The sequence below is a fragment of the Pseudomonas sp. BN607 genome (genome assembly GCF_029871175.1).
Classification (GTDB): Bacteria; Pseudomonadota; Gammaproteobacteria; order Pseudomonadales; family Pseudomonadaceae; genus Aquipseudomonas.
Genome location: NZ_SSOE01000057.1, coordinates 1 through 24056, shown reverse-complemented (window position 1 = coordinate 24056; position 24056 = coordinate 1). Strand labels below are relative to the sequence as shown.

The window sequence follows — 24056 nt, the reverse complement described above, 5'->3', positions numbered from 1 at the left end:
TCGATTCCCGCCCCCATAAAAGCGTCAAGGCAGACACGCTGCAAAACCCAGATCACTGGAAAATGCGCCAAGGTCAGTTACCATGCCTGTTTCAATCCTGATACAAGGCCGCCCTGTGTTCCCTGGCACGCCCCCGTACCCGCGCCTGCTGCTGTTGACCGCCCTGCTCGGTGGCCCGGCCGTGGCCGACGACCTGTTCATCGACAACAGCGACCTGCCGCAGGTTCTGACCGCCACGAGGCTGAAACAATCCCCGGCGGCGGTCCCGGGCAGCATGACCGTGCTCGACAGCGAGCTGATCCGCGCCAGCGGCGCCCGCGACATCCCCGAACTGCTGCGCCTGGTGCCGGGCATGATGATCGGCTACGGGGCCGGCAACCAGCCCACGGTCAACTACCACGGCAGCAACGTCAATGACGCCCGGCGTATGCAGGTGCTGATCGATGGCCGCTCGGTGTACCGTGCCGGCCTGGCCACCGTGGACTGGAGCGACATCCCCCTGGCCATGGAGGATATCGAGCGCATCGAAGTGTTCCGTGGCCCGAACACGGTCAGCTACGGCGCCAACGCGCTGATGGCGGTGGTCAACATCCTTACCCGCAACCCGGCCGACAGCCATGGCACGCGCATGAAGCTGACCCGTGGCCAGGACGGCATCAACGATTACTACCTCAGCCACGGGTTCGGCTGGGAGGGCGGCGACATGCGCCTGTCGGTGTCCGGCCAGCAGGACGACGGTTTCGATGAAAACCAGTTCGGCCAGGACTACCGCGACAGCCGCCGCCTCAACCGCTTCAACCTCAGCGCCAGCCACAACCTGGCGGTCGACCAGACCCTGGAGTGGCAACTGGCGGCCAAGGAAGGCAGCAATCAGCGGCCTTATACCTACCAGCCGGTGTTCCCCTATGTCACCCAGCGGGGTGACAACGCTGACGTCAACGCCAAAGACTACGCGGGTTCCGTGCGCTGGAGCATCGATTTCAACCCCGAGCACAGCCTCTACGTCCAGGGCTCTGCACAACACTTCGATCGCCAGCAGGTCTGGCGCGCCTGCGATGCGGCGCTGTCGTTCAGCCCCGAGCTGACCCGATTGTGGCAGTTGAACCCGAATTTCGCCGAGCTGGTGGCGCGCGGAGCCAACAACCCGCCCTCCAGCAGCAACCCTGAAGAACAGGCCCTGGTCGATGCGATCAAGGACCAATGGAACAACCAGGGCGGCAGTAAGGTTGTGTGCGGCGACGTCGACCAGAGCACCCGCGAAACCCGCTATGACCTGGAAATCCAGGACACGCTGAACCTGACCGACAGCCTGCGCCTGCTCAGCGGCATGAACTACCGCTATGATCGTGCCGACTCTCAAACCTATTTCAATGGCAGCATCGACGACCAGACCTGGCGCCTGTTCGGCCAGCTGGAATGGCGCGCCGACGAGCACTGGATCGTACAGGGCGGCGCCATGTTCGAGGACTCGCGGCTGTCCGGCAGTTCGCTGACCCCACGTGTCGCGGTCAACTACCTGATCACACCGCGCCATGGCCTGCGCGCAGTGTATTCCGAGGCAGTGCGCTCGCCCGACATGTTCGAGAACAACATCAACTGGAGCTACACGGTCAAGAACCTCAGCCCCAACGCGTTTGGCCAGCAAAACGGAGAGTACTTCGTCAAGACCCGTGGCCCGGGCGACCTCGACCAGGAGCGCATGCGTTCGCGCGAACTCGGCTACAACGGCTACTTCAGCGACATCGACCTGAGCATGGATGTGAAGCTGTTCTACGACGAGATCACCGGAATGATCAGCGAGCCCTTGAAAAACAACCAGTACATTGCCAGCAACGCCAACAAGGCCCGCTTCAGCGGCAGCGAGGCGCAACTGGACTGGCGCCCCACGCTGCGCGACCGCCTGCGCCTGACCTACGCCTACGTCGACGCCTGGGCCAGCAACCCTGACGACCGCCGCCTCAGCGCCCGCAACAGCGGCTCCGCCGGATGGATGCGCGAATGGGGGGCCGGCTGGTCGAGCGCGCTGTTCTACTATGGCGACGATGCACTCAACCAATACCGCTATGAGCGCCTGGACCTGCGCCTGGCCAAGCGCTTTCGGGTACAGGGCAGCAACCTGGAGCTGGCGGCGCTGTGGCAGCAGCGCCTGGACGACCAGCCGACCACAGCAATCCAGAACCGCTACGAAAGCCGTCACCGCCTGAGCGTCAGCGCGGAGCTGGAGTTCTGATGGCCCTGCTGCTGCGCCTGATGCTGCTGTGCCTGTGGCCACTGGGGCCATTGTCAGCCAGCGAAATTTTGCTGGTGGGCGCGGAAGACCAGCCCGGCATCCGCAGCTTCGTTGCCGCGCTGGAAAGCCGTCGGCCGCATGACCATGTGCAGTTCCAGACCACCACCGACCTGCCACGCCCCGGGAAGCTCAAGGCCGACCAGCGCCTGATCCTGCTGGACAACGCCGCGCTGGAATGGCGCCTGGGCGAAACCGCCGGGCCGCCGGCACTGGTCATGCGGGTCAGCCGGGTACAGGCTGAACAACGCCTGGGAAAGTCGCGACCCGCGTTCCTCACCTTGTTGTGGAGCGACGCACCACCGGGCCGGCAATTGCGCCTGGCGCGCTACCTGTTGCCGCAAGCCCAGCGCATCGGCGTGCTGTACGGCGAGCACAGCAGTTTCCTGCTTGACGAGTTGCGCCATGCCGCCCGCCCGCTGGGCCTGGAGATCGTCGCCCAGAACTGGTCCGACCCACGGGACAGCCGGCCGCTGCAGCAACTGCTGGGTAGCAGTGATGTGCTATTGGGCGTTGACGACCCCAACCTGTACAACTCCAAAACCGCAAAAAACCTGTTGCTCAGCAGCTATGGCCGGCAGATGGCGCTGATCGGCCCGAACGCCGGCTTCGTGCGCGCCGGCGCCCTGGCCAGCACGTTCAGCGACCAGGATGACTGGCTGGCAGAGCTTGACCAGTTGCTCGACCAGCCCCCCTCGCGCTGGCCACGCAGCCTGTATCCGGCTCGCTACGGCGTCAGTGGCAACCAGCAGGTCGCACGCGCCCTGGGCCTTGAACCGATCGATCCGAACGCCGCCGCCAAGGCCCTGGCCGAAGGAGAACCCACCCCATGAGCAAGCGCCTGAGCTGGGATATCCATACCCGCACCCAGATCATCAGCCTAGGCCCCGCCCTGCTGCTGACTTTGCTGCTGATCAGCTTCTTTACCTTCGTGCGTATCCAGGACTTGCGCCAGGAGCTCAACCACACCGGGCAACTGATCGCCAACCAGTTGGCACCCGCTTCGGAATACGGGGTGATCTCGGGCAACAACGAAGTGCTCGAAGGGTTGATGCGGGCTACCCTCAGCATCCCCCATGTGCGTTTCCTCGAGGTGCAGGACAGCCGCAACCACATCCTGGTGTACGTCGAGCAGTCCGACGAAAGCACCAACCGCGCTCAGCAGGTCGAAGTGTTCCAGGCGCCGATCCGCCTGCAACAGATCCGCCTGGACAGCGACTTCCTGCAGCAGGGCAAGGCCAGCACCCCGGCCATCGGCGACGACTACCTGGGCCGAGTGATCGTCGGCATGTCCGATGACGCCTTCAGCGAGCGCCAGCAGGAAATCGTGATCAAGGCCGGGATCCTGGCGCTGTTCGCCCTGCTGTTCACATTCCTGCTCGCGCGCCGCCTGGCACTGAGCCTGGCCAAGCCGATCAGCGACATGGGCCACGCGGTCAAGGCCATCCAGCAGGGCGAATACAACACCCCCTTGCCGGTGGTCGACGACAGCGAACTGGGCCACCTGGCGCGCCATATCAACAACCTGGCCAGTGCCCTGGAACAGGCCAGCGACGAACAGAAGCAGGCCATTGCCGAGCTGATCCAGGCACGTGAAGAAGCCGAACAGGCCAACCGCGCCAAATCGGACTTCCTGGCGATGATGAGCCATGAACTGCGCACCCCGATGAACGGCGTACTGGGCATGCTGCAATTGCTCGAAACCACCCCGCTAAGCCACGAACAGGCCGATTACACCGCAGTGGCCAGCGAGTCCACCGGGCATTTGCTCAAAGTCATCAACGACATCCTCGACTTCTCGCGCATCGAACGCGCCGCACTGCAGCTGGAGCATATCGACTTCAACCTCGGCGAGCTGATCACCAGCAGCGTCCAGTCGTTCCAGCACAGCGCCCAGCAGCGTGGCCTGGGCCTGCACCTGCACTTGCCAGCCGGGGTCGAGCAATTGCAAGTGAACGGCGATCCCACGCGCATCCGCCAGATCCTGCTGAACCTGGTAGGCAACGCGCTGAAGTTCACCGAGCATGGCCAGGTACAGGTCGAAGCGCACTGGCAGGTACTCGACCGGCAACTGATCTGGCTGACCTGCAGCGTGCGCGACACCGGCATCGGCATCGACAGCGAGCGCCTGGAGATGATGTTCGTCGCGTTCCAGCAGGCCGACAGCTCGATTTCCCGACGCTACGGCGGCACCGGGCTGGGCCTGTCGATCGCCCGCACCCTGGCCGAACGCATGGGTGGCAAGCTGCGCGGTGAAAGCCGCGAGGGGTTGGGTTCGACCTTTACCCTGGAAATGCCACTGGCCCTGGCCAGCCCTGCTCCCGTGCCTCTGCCGCACCCCAGTGATAGCCAGGCGACGCCGCCAGGCAACGAGCAAGTGCTGCTGGTGGAGGACAACCCGGTCAACCAGAGTGTCATCGAGGCCATGCTGCGCAGCCTGGGGCTGACAGTGTGCACGGCTGAGGATGGCCTCGAGGCGGTTGAACTGGTCGGCCGGCAGCGTTTTGCCGCCGTGCTGATGGACTGCCGTTTACCGCACCTGGACGGCTATGAAGCAACCCGGCGCATCCGCCAGCTGGCCAATGGTGTCGGGCTACCGATCATCGCCCTGACCGCCAACGCCCTCGACGGCGACCGCGAGCGCTGCATGGCCGCCGGCATGGACGACTACCTGAGCAAACCCTTGCGCCGCATCGAACTGCAGCGGGTAATGCAACGCTGGTTGCCCGGTCAGACAACCGCGACTGGCGATAAATGCTAAAGTGCGGCAGTCTTAAACACTGGACAGGATCTTCATCGGACCTGAAAATAGACGTTTCAGTGCACACCTGTACTTCTTTCGCCAGGTGCGCTGTGACTTTCACCACAACGCAATAGTCTACCTGTAGGCTGCCGCCCCGAAGCCGATGGTTTTTCGGGCCGGCCGGGAAGATTCATCCCCTGCCACAGGGGGTTATTGAGGAGCTCGCATGACCAAACAACACGCCTTTACTCGGGAAGACCTGCTGCGCTGCAGTCGCGGTGAGCTGTTCGGCCCAGGTAATGCGCAACTGCCCGCGCCGAACATGCTGATGGTCGATCGCATCACCCATATCAGCGAAGAAGGCGGCAAGTACGGCAAAGGTGAATTGGTCGCCGAGCTGGATATCACCCCGGACCTGTGGTTCTTCGCCTGCCACTTCGAAGGCGACCCTGTCATGCCAGGCTGCCTGGGCCTCGACGCCATGTGGCAGCTGGTCGGTTTCTTCCTCGGCTGGCAGGGTCTGCCGGGCCGCGGTCGCGCCCTGGGTTCGGGCGAAGTGAAGTTCTTCGGTCAGGTTCTGCCTACCGCCAAGAAAGTCACCTACAACATTCACATCAAGCGCGTCCTGAAGGGCAAGCTGAACATGGCCATCGCCGATGGCTCGGTCAGCGTCGACGGCCGCGAGATCTACACTGCCGAAGGCCTGCGGGTCGGCGTGTTCACCTCCACTGACAATTTCTAAGGGTTATTCGCATGCGCCGCGTCGTTATCACTGGTCTGGGCATCGTATCGTGCCTGGGCAATGACAAAGCTACCGTCACCGAAAACCTGCGCAACAGCCGTCCGGGTATCCGTTACAACCCGGAATACAAGGAAATGGGGCTGCGTAGCCAGGTTTCCGGGTCCATCGACCTCAACCTCGAAGAACTGATCGACCGCAAGGTCTACCGTTTCGTCGGCCACGCTGCTGCCTACGCCTACCTGGCGATGCAGGACGCGATCAAGGATTCCGGCCTGACCGAAGAGCAGGTGTCCAACCCGCGTACCGGCCTGGTGGCTGGTTCCGGCGGCGCCTCGACCCTGAACCAGATGGAAGCGCTGGACACCCTGCGTGAGAAAGGCGTCAAGCGCGTCGGCCCATACCGCGTTACCCGCACCATGGGCAGCACCGTTTCGGCGTGCCTGGCCACCCCGTTCAAGATCAAGGGCATCAACTACTCGATCTCGTCGGCCTGCGCCACTTCGGCACACTGCATCGGTACTGCGCTGGAGCAGATCCAGTGGGGCAAGCAGGACATCGTCTTCGCCGGTGGCGGTGAAGAAGAACACTGGAGCCAGTCGTTCCTGTTCGATGCCATGGGCGCCCTGTCGACCAAGCGCAACGACACCCCGGAACTGGCCTCGCGCGCCTACGACGCCGACCGTGATGGCTTCGTCATCGCTGGCGGTGGTGGCATGGTGGTGGTCGAGGAACTGGAACACGCCCTGGCCCGCGGCGCCAAGATCTACGCCGAAATCGTCGGCTACGGTGCTACTTCCGACGGCTACGACATGGTTGCACCGAGCGGTGAAGGTGCCATCCGCTGCATGCAGCAGGCCCTGTCCACCGTCGACACCCCGATCGACTACCTGAACACCCACGGCACTTCGACCCCGGTCGGTGACGTTGCCGAGATGAAAGGTGTTCGCGAGGTATTCAAGGACAAGGCGCCGAAGATCAGCTCGACCAAGAGCTTGTCGGGCCACTCCCTGGGCGCCGCGGGTGTGCACGAGGCAATCTACTGCCTGCTGATGATGGAGAACAACTTCATCGCCGGCTCCGCCAACATCGACGAGCTGGACCCAGAGGTCGCTGACCTGCCGATCCTGCGTAAAACCGAAGAAAACGCCAAGATCGACACGGTCATGAGCAACAGCTTCGGCTTCGGCGGCACCAACGCCACCCTGGTGCTCAAGCGCTGGGAAGGCAAGTAAGACCCTGCTGCTGTAAGCCAAAACGCCCCGACTGGTTCGGGGCGTTTTCATTTGCATGCCTGGTCACTGCTTGATCTTGGGCAGCACCGCCAGAAAATTCTCCCGGGCCACCTTGTTGGCCACCTGCTCCGGCAAGGCATCCAGAAACGGCTTGAACCCGTGCATCTGCTCCCCCAGGCTGCCGAACCGCCCCACCACATCCGAACCCAACATGAAGCGCTCCGGGTGCTGCCCGACCAGCGCCAGCCATGCCTTGCGCGGCACGCCTTTCTCATCCAGCAAATACGGCTGCAGCACACTCCACGACAAATCGACGTACAGGTTCGGGTAGTCCTCCAGCAGCCGCGTCAGCACCGGCAGCAGAAAGTCCATCTGCGTCTGGTGCCGGTGGATTTCCATGCTACTGCCGGCATGCGCCCAAATGAACCGTGTGTGCGGGTGATTGCGCAGCGGCTCTTCGATTTCAGCCAGGTACAACGGGTTGCGCTCGCGCTTGGAGGTGATGTTGGAATGCAGCAGCACGGGCAGGTCGCGCTCGGCCGCCAGGTGGTAGATACGCGTCATGGCTTCATTGTTGGCACGTGGCGTGTCGCCGCTGGTCAGCGCTGTCAGGTCATCATGCCGGGTGAACACCTCGCCGATGCCCTGCCACAACCCCGGGTACATATCGAGCATGCGCTCGATATGGCTGACAGCATTCTTGTCCACCGGGTTGAAGCCGCTGAGAAACGGGTGGAAGCGCTTGCGCTGCTCACTGGGCAGTTGCTGCAGAGCCGCTGCCACGTATGTATCGGTGGCGCTGTACCAATAGGCGTCGGCGTCATCGCCGGCGTAATAGCGCGGGCGCTTGGGCTCGTCCTCGTGCCATTTTTTGGCTACCGGTATTCCGGAAATCATCGACTGCTCGATGTCCGCAGCATCCATGGCTTCAAGCAGGGCCGGCATGCCTTCGCTTTCCTGGAAAAAGTCCACGTAATGCAGGTGGGCATCGCTGTAGCGGTAGTCGCGTGCCTGGGCCGCCTGGCTCAGACAGGCAGACAACATCACGCAGGCCAGCGCTCTGGCAATCATGGGCAAGTTCCTTCTACGAGTATGAAAACAGTAGACCGGCCGGCCAACGAGACGGTTCAGCCACAGCAGGCAAACCGTTATGCTTGGAGCACTGTCACCTCCCTTGGAGCCGTCCCATGAGCAGCCCCCTGGTCATTCACCCCCGCGCCGAATCGGTCGAGGGTCAGCCGATCCTGCGCCCGCTGCCATCGGCCCAGTGCCGCAGCGTTGGCCCGTTCGTGTTTTTCGACCACATGCTCGAAACCGACTACGCCCCGGGGCATGGCATGGACATCCGCCAGCACCCGCATATCGGTCTGTCCACCCTGACCTACCTGTTCGAAGGGGCAATCCAGCACAAGGACAGCCTGGGTTCGGACCAGCACGTGCTGCCCGGCGATGTCAGCTGGATGACGGCGGGCAGCGGCGTGGCCCACGTCGAGCGCACGCCAGCGGACGCCCTGGCCCATGGCTCACGCCTGCACGGCCTGCAGGTATGGCTGGCGTCGCCGCGTGAGCATGAACAAGGCCCGGCAAGTTACAGCCATCACCCTGCGGCGAGCCTGCCGGTCAGCGACAACCTGGGGGTGCGTATCTGCATGATTGCCGGCAGCGGGTTTTGCCTGACGTCCCCGGTACCGGTACTGTCCCCCACCCTGTATGCCCATGTTCGGATGCAGCCGGCGACCACCCTGCTGGTGCCAGAAGAACCTGCGCAGCGTGCGCTGTACCTGCTCGACGGAGAGCTGGTTATGAATGATGAGGATGTGGCGCCGTGCAGCCTGGTGGTGCTTCCGGAGGGCGAAGCGGTGACGTTGTATGCGGAGGGTGAGTGTGAGCTGGTGCTGATAGGTGGCGCGCCGCTGGATGGGCCGCGGCGGATGAACTGGAATTTCGTGGCCAGCGACCCAGCGCTGATCGAGCAGGCAAGGGCCAGGTGGGCTGCCGGAGATTGGCCTGTGGTGCCGGGGGAAAATTCGAGGATCGAGTTACCGCGGTGATGGGGGGCCGCTTGGCGGCCCCATGCATGCTCAGCGCTGGAACACTTCAGTCAGCAGGTTATGCATCGAGCGGAACGCCCGCTCCGAGGTACGCCGGTCATATTGCATCTTGCCCGGCACATTGGCACTTGGGTCGGTGAACGAATGCACCGCCCCACCGTAGCTGAGCAACTGCCAGTCCACCTTTGCCGCGTTCATTTCCGCTTCGAACGCCGGCAACTGCTCTTTCGGCACCAGCGGGTCGGAGGCACCATGCAGCACCAGCACCGAACCCTTGATGTGCTTGGCATCTTCAAGGTCCGGTGTGTCCAGGGTGCCGTGGAACGACACCGTCGCGCGCAGGTCGGCGCCGGTACGTGCCAGCTCCAGCGCACAGCAACCCCCGAAGCAGAACCCGAAGGTAGCGACCTTGCCGGGCTCCAGCAGCGCCTTCGACTGGCCAAGCAGTTGCGCCAAGGCTTCCTTCATGCGCTTGCGCAATTCATTACGGTCGTTCTTCAGCGGCATCATCGCCGCGCCAGCCTCGTCGGCGTTGGACGGGCGCACCGATTGCCCGTACAGGTCGGCGATCAGCACCACATAGCCCTTCTCGGCCACTTCCTTGGCGATGCGTTCGGCACCTTCACCAATGCCCATCCAGTTCGGCGCCATCACCAGCCCTGGGCGGCCCAGCGCACCCGGCTCATAGACCAGGCGGCTTTCGTAGGTCTTGCCGGACAGGTGATAAACCAGCGATTCGACGATTACTTTGCTCATCAAGCACTCCTTTGGCACTCGTCATAAAAAAGCCCGCCGAAGCGGGCTTTGCTGTGCATCAACTCAAGCAGACAGCTCGACCAGTAGCTTGTTCAGGCGACGAACGTACGCTGCCGGGTCTTTCAGGCTGTCACCGGCCGCCAGCGCTGCCTGATCGAACAGGATATGCGACAGCTCGGCGAAGCGGTCTTCGCTCTGCTCGTTGTCCAGCTTCTCGATCAGCGGGTGGCTCGGGTTGAATTCGAAGATCGGCTTCGACTCCGGCACTTTCTGCCCGCTGGCTTCGAGGATCTGGCGCATCTGCAGGCCCAGGTCCTGCTCGCCAATGGCGAGGATTGCCGGCGAGTCGGTCAGACGGTGCGAGACCCGCACTTCGGCGACGCTGTCACCCAGCGCACCTTTAAGGCGCTCGACCAGGCCTTCCTTGTCTTTTGCCACTTCTTCCTGGGCTTTCTTGTCTTCTTCCGAATCCAGCTTGCCCAGGTCCAGATCGCCACGGGCGACGTCTACGAAGGCCTTGCCGTCGAACTCGTTGAGGTAGCTCATCAGCCACTCGTCGATGCGGTCGGTCAGCAGCAGCACTTCGATGCCTTTCTTGCGGAAGACCTCCAGGTGCGGGCTGTTCTTGACCTGTGCGTACGACTCGCCGGTGAGGTAGTAGATCTTGTCCTGGCCTTCCTTGGCGCGGGCCAGGTAGTCAGCCAGGGCAACACTCTGCTCGCCGCTGTCATCGTGGGTGGAAGCGAAGCGCAGCAGGCCGGCGATCTTTTCCTTGTTGGCGAAGTCTTCGGCCGGGCCTTCCTTCAGCACCTGGCCGAAGTTTTTCCAGAAGCCCTTGTACTGCTCAGGCTCGTTCTTCGCCAGCTTTTCCAGCATGTCCAGCACGCGCTTGGTCAGCGCGGTCTTCATCGAGTCGATGATCGGGTCTTTCTGCAGGATTTCACGCGACACGTTCAGCGACAGGTCATTGGAGTCGACCACGCCCTTGATGAAGCGCAGGTACAGCGGCAGGAACGACTCGGCCTGGTCCATGATGAACACGCGCTGCACATACAGCTTCAGGCCGCGTGGCGCTTCACGCTGGTACAGGTCGAACGGCGCACGGGCCGGCACATACAGCAGCGAGTTGTATTCGAGCTTGCCTTCTACCTTGTTGTGGCTCCAGGCCAGCGGGTTCTCGAAGTCATGGCCGATGTGCTTGTAGAACTCCTGGTACTCCTCGTCCTTCACCTCGGTGCGCGAACGGGTCCACAGGGCGCTGGCGCGGTTGACGGTTTCCCACTCTTCGGCCGGCTGCTCTTCACCTTCGGCGGCAGCTTGCTCTTTCGGCAGCTGGATCGGCAGGGCGATGTGGTCGGAGTATTTCTTGACCACGTTGCGCAGGCGCCAGCCGTCGGCGAATTCCTGCTCGTCCTTCTTCAGGTGCAGGACGATACGGGTACCGCGCTGTGGCTTGTCGATGGTGGCGACTTCGAATTCGCCCTCGCCTTGCGACGACCAGTGCACACCTTCGGCCGCTGGCTGGCCGGCACGGCGGCTGTACACGTCGACCTTGTCGGCAACGATGAACGCGGAGTAGAAGCCCACGCCGAACTGGCCGATCAGGTGCGAGTCCTTCTTCTGGTCGCCGGTGAGGTTCTTCATGAAGTCGGCAGTGCCGGACTTGGCAATGGTGCCCAAGTGGGCAATGACGTCTTCGCGGCTCATGCCGATGCCGTTGTCCTCGAGGGTGATGGTACCGGCGTCCTTGTCGAAGCTCAGGCGAATCTTGAGGTCGGCATCGCCTTCGAATAGTTCAGGCTTGGACAGGGCTTCGAAACGCAGCTTGTCGGCAGCGTCGGAGGCGTTGGAGATCAGTTCCCGCAGGAAGATCTCCTTGTTCGAGTACAGGGAATGGATCATGAGGTGCAGCAGTTGCTTTACCTCGGTCTGGAAGCCAAGCGTTTCTTTTTGAGTCTCCACACTCATGGTCTTCAAAACTCCGATCTGATGGCAGTGGCGCCTGGCGGCCGGTCTGGCCTGCGTCAAGGCGGATGTCATGCAGATGGGGGCTGCCCGGATGATTTCAAGGGCTTTTCCGGCTCGATCTTGAAATGCGCACGGGCCGTGGCGATTGGTGATTGCCTGTCACCCTGCCAGGCGGTGATGGCCACGTTGGTCACGCGTCGGCCCTGGCGCCACAACTGGCACTGGGCGTAGGTATCGCGAAAATGCCCGGCGCGCAGGTAGTCGATGGAAAAATCGATGATCTTCGGAATGCTGGCGCTCTCGCTGTAGATCAGCAGGTACAACGCTGCCGACAGCTCCATGAAGCCGGCGATCACCCCGCCATGAATAGCCGGCAGCAGCGGGTTGCCAATGTTGTCCTGGCTGGCCGGCAGGCGGAACAGCAGGTCTTCGCCCTGGCGCTCGCATTCGATGCCGATCAAGCCGGCGTAGGGAATCAGCGCCAGCAGTGGTCGATAGTCGCCTACCGCGTGGGCTGCGTTGAGCTGCTGGCGAACCGCGTGCGGAATCATGCCCCGCCCTCCTTCAGGCTGTTGCCGAAACGGATGCCGCCCTTGATCTCCTGGCCCAGGCGCATGAACGTGCCCACCACCTGGCAGATGGGTTGGTCGGGGTCGTCCTGGTAGGCGCTGCCACGGGTAAAGATCACGTCGCGGGTAACCCGGTAGCACTGCGCGTGGCCATAGATGTCCTTGCCGGCCTCGGCTGGGTGCATGTAGTCGATGCGCAGGTCCAGCGTGGGGCACACTTCGAAACGCGGCAACACGCACAAGGTGGCCATGCCGCAGGTAGTGTCCAGCAGGGTGGTCAGCGCGCCGCCGTGCACGGCGCCAGTTTGCGGGTTGCCGACAATGGCCGGCGACCACGGCAGGACCAGGGTCATGCCATCGCCATCCGCCTGCGCCACACGCATTTGCAATAACTGGCAATGTTTCAACGCCGAGAGAAAACGCTCGGCCATGGCCATCAAGGTTGAATCGCTCATTGGCAGCTTCCACCCGCTTTGTCGCAGCGGCATAAATTTATTGAAAAGTCTATGTAGAACGGTACGTTATATATCTGTAATCTTCGCGGAACTTATTCCGCGTAGTTGCATCGAAGGAACAAGTCACTTATTCCACCAAGGAGAAACACCCCCATGCGTAAACCTTTTGCTTTTGCTCTGATGCTGGCCGCTGCCATGGGCCTGGCCGCTTGCGATAAAGCGAGCGAAGACAAAGCCCAGGACGCACAGCAACACGCCGAGCAAGCCCAGGAAAAAATGGGCGAAGCTCAGGATAAAATGAACGAAGCAGCCAAGGAAAACGCCGAAGCTGCCAAAGATCAGGCCGAAGCCGAGCAGAAGGCTGCCGAAGAAGCCGCACCGGCTACTCCGGCTCCGGAAGCCGCGCCAGCTACTCCGGCAGAACCTGCCAAGCAGTAATGTAAGCTCACAAAAAAACCCGACACCTGTCGGGTTTTTTTGTTTCTGCTAGTTGTAGCTTAATCGATTAATCAGACAGTTAACGCGGCACCGGCAACTTTCAACACCTGCGGCATGCCGCGCAGTAAATTTTGCAGGCTACTTCTCGTTCAAAGGACAACCCCGCGACGCGTCTCGGAGGAATTCACTTTGGCCGGAACCCTGCATGAATCGTCCCCCCTTGGCCCGCCGGGCCCTGATCATCGTATTTGGCCTGGCAACGCTGCTGGCCGTGAGTGCCTGGCAGATCATGCCGCCCAGCCACGACGGCCTGAACACCGTCACTGTCAGCCGGGGTGATATCGAGAGCAGCGTGACCGCCATCGGCACGTTGCAGCCGCGCCGCTATGTGGATGTCGGCGCCCAGGCATCCGGGCAGATCCGCGCCATCAAGGTCGAGGTCGGCGACGCCGTGCAAGAAGGCCAGCTGCTGGTCGAAATCGACCCATCCACGCAACAGGCCAAGCTGGACGCGGGACGCTACTCGGTCGAGAACCTGCAGGCACAGTTGCAAGAGCAACGTGCCCAGCATGAGCTGGCCCGGCAAAAGGCCGAGCGCCAGCAGAGCCTGGCGGCAGGCGGGGCCACGCGCGAAGAGGACGTGCAAACGGCGCGTGCCGAACTCAAGGCCACCCAGGCGCGCATCGACATGATCAAGGCGCAGATTCGCCAGGCCCAGGCCAGCCTGCGCAGCGACCAGGCCGAACTGGGTTACACACGCATCTATGCGCCCATGAGTGGCACTGTGGTCGCACTGGATGCCCGCGAGGGGCAGACACTCAACGCCCAGCAGCAAACACCGCTGATCCTGCGCATTGCCAAGCTGTCACCGATGACCGTCTGGGCAGAGGTCTCGGAAGCGGACATCGGCCATGTCAAACCCGGCATGCACGCCTATTTCACCACCCTTAGCGGCGGCACCCGGCGCTGGAGCAGCAGGGTGCGGCAGATCTTGCCGGTGCCGCCCAAGCCGCTGGAGCATGCCAACCAGGGCAGCGGCAGCCCGGCCAGCAAAAGCAATGGCCGCGTGGTGCTGTATACGGTCTTGCTGGACGTCGACAACGCCGACGGCGCCCTGATGGCGGAAATGACCACCCAGGTGTTCTTCGTCGCTGACCGCGCGCACAACGTGCTGACCGCCCCGATTTCCGCGCTCAACCCGGGCAAGCAGCCCGATCTTAGGCTGGCACAGGTACTGACGAAACAAGGCGCCATTGAAAATCGCGAAGTGCGCACCGGCATCAGCGACCGCCTGCGCGTGCAGATTCTCGAAGGACTGGAAGAAGGTGACCACCTGCTGATCAGCCCCTTGCTCAGTGCAGGAGGGTGAATGCCGGTTCCCCTGATTGAGCTGCGCGATATCCGCAAAGGCTATGGCGGCGTCGATACACCGCGAATCGAGGTCTTGCGTGGCATCGACCTGAGCATCCATGCCGGTGAATTCGTCGCCATTGTCGGTACCTCTGGCTCAGGCAAATCTACGCTGATGAACATCCTCGGCTGCCTGGACCGCCCCTCCAGTGGCGACTACCTGTTCGCGGGTGAACAGGTGGCCAGCCTGGACAGTGACGCACTCGCCTGGCTGCGGCGTGAAGCCTTCGGTTTCGTGTTCCAGGGCTATCACCTGATTGCCTCCGGCACCGCCCAGGAAAACGTCGAAATGCCGGCGATCTATGCCGGCACGCCTGCCGCCGAGCGCCACGCACGCGCCCATGCCCTGCTGACCCGCCTGGGCCTGGCCGAACGTACCGGTAATCGCCCGCACCAGTTGTCTGGCGGCCAGCAACAACGCGTATCGATAGCCCGCGCGCTGATGAACGGTGGCCATATCATTCTGGCAGACGAACCCACCGGCGCCCTCGACAGCCGCAGCGGTACCGAAGTCATGGCCCTGCTCGACGAACTGGCCAGCCAGGGCCATGTGGTGATCCTCATCACCCACGACCGGGAAGTCGCCGCACGGGCCAAGCGCATCATCGAAATCCGCGATGGCCAAATCATCAGCGACCAGGCCCAGCCTGAGCCACGGCCCGTTTCCACACCCAAGACCAGCGCGCTGCAGGCCGTTGACCTGCGCCAACGCCTGAACGACGGCAGCGAGCACAACGGTGCCTGGAAAGGCGAACTGCTGGACGCCGTCAAGGCGGCATGGAGGGTGATGTGGATCAACCGCTTTCGCACCGCACTGACGTTGCTTGGCATCATCATCGGCGTGGCGTCGGTGGTCGTCATGCTGGCAGTGGGTGAAGGCAGCAAGCGCCAGGTCATGGCCCAGATGGGCGCCTTCGGCTCCAACATCATCTACCTCAACGGCAAGCCACCCGCCCCCAGGGCGCCGGAAGGCATCATCACCCTGGACGACACCCGCGCCATCGCCACCCTGCCCCAGGTACGCATGATCATGCCCGTCAATGGCGGCAAGGCCGGCGTACGCTATGGCAACCAGGACCTGAAGCTGTATGTAGGCGGCTCCAACACCTACTTCCCGCAGATATTCAACTGGCCGGTCGTGCAAGGCAGCTTCTTCACCGAGGCCGACGAAGCCGCCGGCGCGGCAGTGGCGGTAATTGGCGAAAAGACCCGGGAAAAACTGTTTGCCGACCGCAACCCGGTGGGCCAGTACATTCTCATCGAGAACGCACCGTTCCAGGTCATCGGGGTGCTGGCCGGCAAGGGCGCCAGCTCTGGCGACCAGGATGCCGATGCCCGGGTGATGGTGCCCTACACCACCGCCAGCGTGCGCCTGTTCGGCAACCAGGCCCCGGAATACGTGGTGATCGCCGCTGCAGATGCGCGCCAGGTGAAGCAGACCGAGCAGGTCATCGACCAGTTGCTGCTGAAACTGCACAACGGTGTAACCGACTTCGAACTCACCAACAATGCGGCGATGATCCAGGCCGAAGCCAAAACGCAGAACGCACTGTCGCTGATGCTGGGCGCCATTGCCGCCATTTCGCTGCTGGTGGGCGGCATCGGGGTGATGAACATCATGCTGATGACCGTGCGCGAGCGCACACGGGAAATTGGTATCCGCATGGCCACCGGCGCGCGCCAGCGCGACATCCTGCGCCAGTTCCTTACCGAAGCCGTGATGCTGACCATGGTCGGCGGCGTCAGCGGCATCGCCCTGGCATTGCTGATTGGCGGCGCCCTGAGCCTCGGCCAGGTCGCCGTCGCCTTCTCGCTGCCCGCCGCCATGGGTGCCTTCGGCTGCGCCGTGGTCACCGGTATCGCGTTCGGCTTCATGCCCGCCCGCAAGGCTGCCCGGCTCGACCCGGTGGCCGCCCTTACCAGCGTATGAGTACCCCAACGTTGATCAAACCCTTGCCCCTGCTGGGCGCCTGCCTGCTGCTGAGCGCCTGCGCCACCCCTGCACTGCCGCCGCAACACGGCGTGCCTGCCCCGGCCCGCTGGCAGGCAGCCACGCCCGAGGCGCCACCCCGCAACTTGACCGGCTGGTGGCAGTCGTTCGGCAGCCCGACACTGAACCAACTGGTGGAGCAAGCCCGCACCGACAGCTTCGAAGTCGGTGCGGCCATGGCCCGGGTTCGCCAGGCGCAGGCCGATGCGGTCATTGCCGGCGGCCCCTTGCTGCCTGAGGTGACCGGGGCAGCCAACGCCAACCGCGAGCGCCTGCAGCACGGCGAGGGCTACAGCCAGCTGAATTCCAGCCCGACCCAGCGCACCACTCACTACCTGGATGTGGCCCTGAAGGCCAGCTACGAGGTGGACTTCTGGGGCGGCAACGCGGCAGCGCGCGAAAGTGCCCTGCACAACCTGCAAGCCAGTGAGTTCGACCGCGCGACCGTTGAACTGACCTTGCTCGGCAAGGTTGCCGACAGCTACATGCAGGCGCTGGCCTTCCAGCAGCAGGGGCGGATTGCCGACCTTAACCTGGCCAATGCCGAGCGTGTCCTGCAACTGGTGCAAACCCGCTTCGATGCAGGCTCGGCCACGGCACTGGAATTGGCCCAGCAACAAAGCCTGGTCGCCGCCCAGCAACGGCAACGCCCACTGTACCAACAACAGGCCCGGGAAGCCCTGATCACCCTGGCGACCCTGGTCGGGCAGCCGGTGCAGGACCTGCAACTGGGCAACACGCGCTTTGAACAGCTCAACTGGCCCTCGATCGATGCGGGCCTGCCCAGCGAACTGATCAGCCGACGGCCGGATATCGCCAATGCCGAGGCCAAGCTGGCGGCGGCTCAGGCCAATGTGCGTGTAGCCCGCGCGGCGATGCTGCCCAAACTCAACCTGACGCTGATCGTCGGCAGCGGCGCCGATCATTTCCCGGACGTCTTGCGCAACCCCTTCACCAGCCTCGCCACAGGCTTGGTTACCCCGGTGTTCGACAACGGCCGACTGGGCGCCGAGCGCGACAAAGCGGTGGCAGCCCAGGACGAACTGCTGCAGGACTACCGCGGTGCCATCCTGGCCGGTTTCAGCGATGTGGAAAAGGCCCTCAATACCCTGGACGGCATCGACCGGCAACTGCATTGGCAGGCGATCGAACTGCAACAGGCGCGCAAAGCCTTCGACATTGCCGAAAGCCGCTACCAGGCGGGCGCCGAGGACCTGCTGACCGTCCTGCAGACCCAACGCACCCTGTACCAGGCTCAGGACGAGGATGTGCAACTGCGCCTCAAGCGGGTCATGGGCAGCATCGCCCTGTACAAGGCCCTGGGCGGCGGCTGGCAGGTCGCTGGCGCTGAACCAGGTGCCGCACCCGGCGCTTAAACATCGGCAGGTGCGGTTCGTCTTTATCCATGGACAGCACCCGATAAGTCGCACCCGCCCCCTCACAGGAAGCCCTATGAACGCACCCTCTTTCAGTCTGATCCTGGCCGATGGCCGCAAAGCCAGCGCCCAGGATGAAACGCCAGAGAGCGGCAGCCTGCGCCTCGACAGCAGCGCCGCCATCCCCTACCGGGAGGTCGACCACAGTATCGTCTTCGAGCCACTTCCGCCTGCGTTCCCGGCCAGCGCGATGCTGGCGGTACTGGCGACCCGTTTCTGCCACCGCAAACAATGCGACCAGGTGACTGTGCGGGTTCCTGGCGACCGGGAATTTGCCGTGCGTGCGGTACGTGAAGGCATTTTCGATCACTGGCAGGTCGACGACCAAGGCCAGCTTGCCCTGCGCTGCACCCGCCAGACCTTCTGGCAGCAACCCCTGCCATGGCTTCGTGAGCCGGCCAGCGTGCACACGGCCCCGCGTTACTGCTTCAGCGGCGAAAAACGCCACCCGCAACGCCCGCCAAAACCGGCGGGCGAAGTCTATCGACGCCACCTGCCGAAGCTGAACACCACCTTTTCACTGCGCACCATCGACCCGGTGAAAGACCTTGCAGCCTTCAACCGCTGGATGAACCTGGAGCAAGTCGCGTTCTTCTGGGAGCAGACCGGCACCCCGGAAGAACATGCGCAATACATTCGCGAAATGCTCGACGACCCGCGCGTGCACCCGCTGATCGGCTGCTTCGATGACGAACCCTTCGCCTACTTTGAAGTGTACTGGTGCAAGGAAGACCGCATCGCACCCTACTACGACGTCGCCGACTACGACCGTGGCTGGCATGTGGTGATCGGCGAGCCCAAGCACCAGGGCATTGGCAAACTGCGCGGCTGGTTCCGTTCGCTGATGCATTACATGTTCCTCGATGACCCCCGCACCCAGCGCATCCTCGGCGAGCCGCGCATCGACCATACCCGCCAGATCGACTTCCTCAAGTCCCAGGGGTTCGGCCACCTGAAGGACATTCAACTGGCTCACAAGAAAGCCGCCCTGCTGCGCCTTGAGCGTGAAGCCTTCTTTGATGACCACGTCCTTTGATCCGCCTGGAGAAGACTTCCCCATGATTCGCAAACCGCTCAGCGCGACCCGCGAGCTTGCCCAGTTGCTCAAGCCGTTCTGGCCCATCGTGCTGGTGTCCACCCTGCTGGGCATCCTCGGCGGCTTCAGCGTCACCACGCTGCTGGCCACCATCAACCGCGCCCTCAACAGCGAAGCAGGGCTGACCCATGCCGTGCTGTGGTTATTCGCCAGCCTTTGCGTGCTCACCCTGCTCAGCAGCATCTTCTCCGACATGGGCACCAACTTCGTTGGCCAGAAGATCATCGCCAAACTGCGCAAAGAGCTGGGCGAAAAAGTGCTCTCGGCGCCCATCGAGCAGATCGAGCGCTATCGCAGCCACCGCCTGATCCCGGTGCTGACCCACGATATCGATACCATCAGCGATTTCTCGTTCGCCTTCGCCCCCCTGACCATTTCGCTGGCGGTGACGCTGGGCTGCATGGGCTACCTGGCAACATTGTCCGGCCCGCTGTTCCTGCTGATGCTGCTGGCATTGGGCGCCGGCATCACCGCCCAGGTCATCGCCCGCACGCGCGGCATCAAGGGGTTCAACACCGCCCGCGAGGCCGAGGACGACCTGCAGAAGCATTACAACGCCATTGCCCAGGGCGCCAAGGAGCTGCGCATACACCGGCCACGCCGGTATCGCATGTTCACCCGGCATATCCAGGGGATCAGCGAGCGGATCAGCGCCATCCAGATCAAGGCAGTCAATACCTACATCCTGGCCAAGACGTTCGGTTCGACGCTGTTCTTCATCGTCATCGGCCTGGCCCTGGCGCTGCAAAGCACCTGGACAAGCGTCGATCAGGCCGCAATGACCGGTTTCGTGCTGGTGCTGCTGTACATGAAAGGCCCACTGGACCATCTGGTCAGCGTACTGCCGCTGGTCAGCAAGGCACAGGTGGCATTCCAGCGCATTGCCGAGCTGTCAGAGCAGTTTTCCTCGCCCGAACCGAACCTGCTGCTCGACGGCCAAGGCGCACCGCGCCAGACCATCACCAGCCTGGAGCTGCGCAATGTGCAGTACGCATTTCCGGCCGTCGAGGGCAGCACGCCGTTTCGCCTGGGCCCGGTGAACCTCACGATCAACCAGGGCGACATCGTGTTCATCGTCGGCGAGAACGGTTGTGGCAAGACCACGTTGATCAAGCTGCTGCTTGGCCTGTATGCGCCGCACAGTGGGGACATCCTGCTGGATGGCCAGCCGGTGTCGGTGCTTGACCGGGATGACTACCGGCAGCTGTTCACCACCATTTTCGCCGACTACTACCTGTTCGACGACGTGGTCCAGGGTGACCAGCAAATCCCCGACGATGCGACCCAATACCTGCAACGCCTGGAGATCGCGCACAAGGTCAGCGTACGCGACGGCGCCTTCACCACCACCGACCTGTCCACTGGGCAACGCAAGCGCCTGGCACTGATCAGCGCCTGGCTGGAGCAGCGCCCGGTACTGGTGTTCGACGAGTGGGCAGCCGATCAGGACCCAACCTTCCGCCGCATCTTCTACACAGAGCTGCTGCCGGACCTCAAGCGCCTGGGCAAGACCATCATCGTCATTTCCCACGACGACCGCTACTTCGATATTGCCGACCAGTTGGTACACATGGACAGCGGCAAGGTTCGCACCGCAGCCCAGCCGGCCTGACCGGCTGCATCCCTCGCCCCGACCAGGTCGGCTACAACCCTGGCCGGGGCCTGCCCACCCGCCCCGTCACCCACGCGCCCGCCGGTAAATTTGCCGTGCGGCGGCTCGTTTACTGGCCATACACCTCTCCAGAGGGCAGCGGCCATTCGCCGGCAAGGCCGGCCCCCATGCTGCTGTCCTTCGCCTCGACTGCCACAGGGACCGCCATGCACGAATCACTGGATGCCGACTCGCTCGCTGAAGACTTGCTGGACGACGCCTTGCTCGCCCTCCTCCAGGATGAGCTGCCTGAACCCGACCGGATAACACCACGCGAGAGCGCCGGGCCAGCCCCCCTCTCCTTCGCCCAGCAGCGCCTGTGGTACCTGCAGCAGTTCAACCCGCAGAGCGCGGCGTACAACCTGCCACGGGCACTGTCACTGAAGGGTGAACTGCATGACCAGCACCTGGCCATGGCCTTGCAGGCGGTGGTCGACCGCCATGACATCCTGCGCAGCAGGTTCGCCGAGGTCGAGGGGATACCGCAGCAGTTCGTCGAAGCCGACGCACGCCTCGAAATGCCCTGCGACGACCTGACCGCCATGCCCGCCACGCAACGCCCTCATGCATTGCAGCGGCTCATCGAAGCGGATGCGCTGGCACCGTTCGACCTCGGCAAGGCGCCCCTGATCCGGGCCCGGCTGGTGAAAGTACAAGGTGACGAGCATGTGCTGCTGCTGAACATGCACCACATCGTTTCAGACGCCTGGTCCAATCCGATCCTGCTGCAGGACCTGCTGGGCGCCTATTCGCAGGCAGCCGCCCAGGGAGCCTGCAAGCTGCAACGGCCCGCCATCCAATATGCCGATTACGCCATCTGGCAGCGCCAGGCCTACCTGCAAAGCGATGAGTGCAAAGCGTCTGCCCGCTACTGGCATACCCGGCTGGGTGACGAACTGCAGCCGTTGATGTTGCCGGGTGACGTCGACCCGCGCTGCGCTGACGCACCACCCGAGGGCACCAGTGCCCGCTACCATGGCCTGCAACTGGACGCCGAGGTGTTCCGGGCCCTGCAGCAGCTCAGCCGGCAGCAAGGCGTGCAACCCTTCGTCATCGCCCTGGCCGCCTGGCAGGTGCTGCTGGGCCGCTACAGCGGCCAGCGGCAATTCACCCTCGGCGTGCCCAGCGCCGGGCGCAACCGCAGCGAAACCCAGCAGTTGGTAGGGTTCTTCGTCAGCACCCAGATCTACCGCGCCGAACTCGACCCGCAGCAATCCGTGCAGACCCTGCTGCAAAACCTGCGCGAGCAGTCTATTGCGGCCCTGAGCAACAGCGACTACCCGATGGAGCTGTACCTGGAGACGCTGCAGCACAACGGCCAGGTGCTACCCACCCAGTTGTTCCAGGCCCTGTTCAACTGGCGCGTGGCGGGGACTGCCAGCGGCCCGCTGGCCCTGGGCCCACTGCAGCTGGACTTCCTCGATACCGCCAGCGCCCAGGCCAAATGCCTGATCGGCATCGACCTTGAATACGCAGCCGATGGCCTTGGCTTCAGCCTCGAATACGACTGCAGCCAGTTCAGCCACGCCACCGTGCAACGCATGGCCCGGCACTGGCAGAACCTGCTGCTGGCCATGGCCCGGGGGCCCGAACAACGGCTGGGCGAGCTCGACATGCTGGGCACGCCGGAACAGCAGGCCACCTTCGCCCAGTGGAACCCGGCCCCCGCCGAGCACCCGGCCGATCAGGCCCTGCACAGCCGCATCGAGGCCCAGGTGCAGCGCACCCCCGATGCCATCGCCGTCACCTGCGAGGGCCAGGCCCTGAGCTATGTCCAGCTCAACCAGCGTGCCAACGCCCTGGCCCGGCGCCTGGTCGACGACGGGGTCGGGCCTGACGTGCTGGTCGGCCTGGCCGCCGAGCGCTCGCTGGACATGGTCGTTGGCATCTTCGCCATTCTCAAGGCTGGCGGTGCCTATGTGCCGCTGGACCCGGCCTACCCGGCCGACCGTTTGGCTTACATGATCGAAGACAGCGGCCTGCAGCGCGTGCTGGCCCAGCCCCAGGTGCTGGCCAGCCTGCCGGTGCCGGCAGGCGTGCGCGTGCTCAGCCTGGAAAGCAACGATGACAGCAGCCAGGCCGACCCGCTGGCCTGCTCGCCGGTCACCGTCAGCCCGGACAACCTCGCCTACGTGATCTACACCTCCGGTTCCACCGGCAAGCCCAAGGGCGTGCTGCTGCCGCAGCGCAACGTGCTGCGCCTGTTCACGGCCACCGACGCCGACTTCCGCTTCGGCAGCGACGACGTGTGGAGCCTGTTCCACTCCTATGCCTTCGACTTCTCGGTGTGGGAAATCTTCGGCGCCCTGCTGTACGGCGGGCGCCTGGTGATCGTGCCGCAGCACACCAGCCGCTCGCCCGAGGCCTTCTACCAGCTGCTGGCCGACGAGCAGGTCACGGTGCTGAACCAGACCCCGTCGGCGTTCAAGCAACTGATGGCAGTGGCCACCACGGCCGAGCCGCAGCGGCCATTGGCATTGCGCAGCGTGGTGTTCGGGGGCGAGGCGCTGGACGTCAACAGCCTGGCACCGTGGTTCGAGCGCTTCGGCGACCGCCAGCCGCAGCTGGTGAACATGTACGGCATCACCGAAACCACCGTGCATGTCAGCTACCGGCCGCTGTCGCTGGCTGACCTGGGCAAGGCGGCCAGCAGCCCGATGGGCGTGCCGATCCCCGACCTGTCCTGGTATGTGCTCGACGGCGACCTGAACCCGGTAGCCAAAGGCTGCATCGGCGAGCTGTACGTCGGCCGCGCCGGCCTGGCGCGCGGCTACCTCAAGCGCAGCGACCTGAGCGCCACGCGCTTCGTGCCGGACCCGTTCGGTGCCCCTGGCGGGCGCCTGTACCGCACCGGTGACCTGGCGCGCTACCACGCCGACGGGGTGATCGAATACGCCGGGCGCATCGACCACCAGGTGAAGATCCGCGGCTTCCGCATCGAGCTGGGTGAGATCGAAGCCCGCCTGCAGGCGCAACCACAAGTGCGCGAGGCCCTGGTGCTGGCCCAGGAAGGCGCGACCGGCCAGCAGCTGGTGGCCTACCTGATCCCCGCTGCCGAGGTAGCGCTGGAGCAGCAGGCCGGGCTGCGTGCGCAGCTGCGCGAACAGTTGAAGGAAGCGCTGCCGGACTACATGGTCCCGGCGCACCTGCTGCTGCTCGACCGGTGGCCGCTGACAGCCAACGGCAAGCTCGACCGCAAGGCCCTGCCCAAGGCCGATGCCAGCCTGTTGCA

The 24056-nt window shown here is 63.7% G+C and carries 18 protein-coding genes; 13 read left to right on the top strand and 5 right to left on the bottom strand.

Going from position 1 to position 24056, the window contains the following annotated elements:
• Window positions 1-82 precede the first annotated feature (82 nt).
• The 5 genes from E8E68_RS16030 (at window position 83) to fabB (ending at window position 7004) form a co-directional block, all read left to right on the top strand.
• Window positions 83-2230: a TonB-dependent receptor gene (locus tag E8E68_RS16030; RefSeq protein ID WP_266032171.1), complete on the top strand. Its 2148-nt coding sequence runs from the start codon at window positions 83-85 to the stop codon at window positions 2228-2230.
• Window positions 2230-3120, top strand: a complete 891-nt coding sequence (locus E8E68_RS16025) for an ABC transporter substrate-binding protein (protein WP_280342827.1) — start codon at window positions 2230-2232, stop codon at window positions 3118-3120. The genes E8E68_RS16030 and E8E68_RS16025 overlap by 1 nt, the downstream gene beginning before the upstream one ends.
• Window positions 3117-5048, top strand: a complete 1932-nt coding sequence (locus E8E68_RS16020) for an ATP-binding protein (protein ID WP_266032169.1) — start codon at window positions 3117-3119, stop codon at window positions 5046-5048. Before E8E68_RS16025 ends, E8E68_RS16020 begins: the two co-directional genes overlap by 4 nt.
• 208 nt (window positions 5049-5256) lie before the next feature.
• A complete protein-coding gene (gene fabA / locus E8E68_RS16015; RefSeq protein WP_008089108.1) occupies window positions 5257-5772 on the top strand; it encodes a 3-hydroxyacyl-[acyl-carrier-protein] dehydratase FabA in 516 nt (171 codons plus the stop codon).
• An 11-nt stretch (window positions 5773-5783) separates the two neighbouring features.
• A complete protein-coding gene (fabB, locus tag E8E68_RS16010; protein WP_110745677.1) occupies window positions 5784-7004 on the top strand; it encodes a beta-ketoacyl-ACP synthase I in 1221 nt (406 codons plus the stop codon).
• Between the two features lie 63 nt (window positions 7005-7067).
• On the opposite strand, the gene E8E68_RS16005 is transcribed toward fabB, so the two are convergent.
• Window positions 7068-8075: an amidohydrolase family protein gene (locus tag E8E68_RS16005; RefSeq protein WP_280342823.1), complete on the bottom strand. Its 1008-nt coding sequence runs from the start codon at window positions 8073-8075 to the stop codon at window positions 7068-7070.
• A 116-nt stretch (window positions 8076-8191) separates the two neighbouring features.
• Between E8E68_RS16005 and E8E68_RS16000 the strand changes: the two genes are divergently transcribed.
• A complete protein-coding gene (locus tag E8E68_RS16000) occupies window positions 8192-9055 on the top strand; it encodes a pirin family protein (RefSeq protein WP_266032168.1) in 864 nt (287 codons plus the stop codon).
• Window positions 9056-9085: 30 nt separating this feature from the next.
• On the opposite strand, the gene E8E68_RS15995 is transcribed toward E8E68_RS16000, so the two are convergent.
• The 4 genes from E8E68_RS15995 to E8E68_RS15980 form a co-directional block, all read right to left on the bottom strand.
• A complete protein-coding gene (locus E8E68_RS15995; protein ID WP_266032167.1) occupies window positions 9086-9811 on the bottom strand; it encodes a dienelactone hydrolase family protein in 726 nt (241 codons plus the stop codon).
• Between the two features lie 63 nt (window positions 9812-9874).
• Window positions 9875-11779, bottom strand: coding sequence for a molecular chaperone HtpG (gene htpG, locus E8E68_RS15990; protein WP_280342820.1), 1905 nt, complete (start codon window positions 11777-11779; stop codon window positions 9875-9877).
• 68 nt (window positions 11780-11847) lie between these two features.
• Window positions 11848-12330 carry a PaaI family thioesterase gene (locus E8E68_RS15985; protein WP_110745672.1) on the bottom strand — a complete coding sequence of 161 codons (483 nt, stop codon included), beginning with the start codon at window positions 12328-12330 and terminating at the stop codon, window positions 11848-11850.
• On the bottom strand, window positions 12327-12803 hold the full coding sequence (locus E8E68_RS15980) for a PaaI family thioesterase (RefSeq protein ID WP_266032166.1): 477 nt from the start codon (window positions 12801-12803) through the stop codon (window positions 12327-12329). Before E8E68_RS15980 ends, E8E68_RS15985 begins: the two co-directional genes overlap by 4 nt.
• 153 nt (window positions 12804-12956) lie before the next feature.
• On the opposite strand from E8E68_RS15980, the gene E8E68_RS15975 reads away from it, so the two are divergent.
• The 7 genes from E8E68_RS15975 to E8E68_RS15945 all read left to right on the top strand — a co-directional run.
• Complete coding sequence (locus tag E8E68_RS15975) at window positions 12957-13241, top strand: hypothetical protein (protein WP_023381347.1); 285 nt, start codon at window positions 12957-12959, stop codon at window positions 13239-13241.
• Between the two features lie 205 nt (window positions 13242-13446).
• Complete coding sequence (locus E8E68_RS15970) at window positions 13447-14610, top strand: efflux RND transporter periplasmic adaptor subunit (RefSeq protein WP_266032165.1); 1164 nt, start codon at window positions 13447-13449, stop codon at window positions 14608-14610.
• Entirely contained in the window at window positions 14611-16581 is a 1971-nt protein-coding gene (locus tag E8E68_RS15965; protein WP_266032164.1) for a MacB family efflux pump subunit, read from the top strand.
• Window positions 16578-18017, top strand: coding sequence for an efflux transporter outer membrane subunit (locus E8E68_RS15960; protein WP_280342809.1), 1440 nt, complete (start codon window positions 16578-16580; stop codon window positions 18015-18017). The genes E8E68_RS15965 and E8E68_RS15960 overlap by 4 nt, the downstream gene beginning before the upstream one ends.
• A 76-nt stretch (window positions 18018-18093) precedes the next feature.
• Entirely contained in the window at window positions 18094-19113 is a 1020-nt protein-coding gene (locus E8E68_RS15955) for a GNAT family N-acetyltransferase (protein ID WP_266032163.1), read from the top strand.
• A gap of 22 nt (window positions 19114-19135) precedes the next feature.
• Entirely contained in the window at window positions 19136-20785 is a 1650-nt protein-coding gene (locus tag E8E68_RS15950) for a cyclic peptide export ABC transporter (RefSeq protein WP_280342806.1), read from the top strand.
• Between the two features lie 167 nt (window positions 20786-20952).
• The coding region (locus tag E8E68_RS15945; RefSeq protein WP_280342804.1) for an amino acid adenylation domain-containing protein at window positions 20953-24056 on the top strand (3104 nt) is incomplete at its 3' end.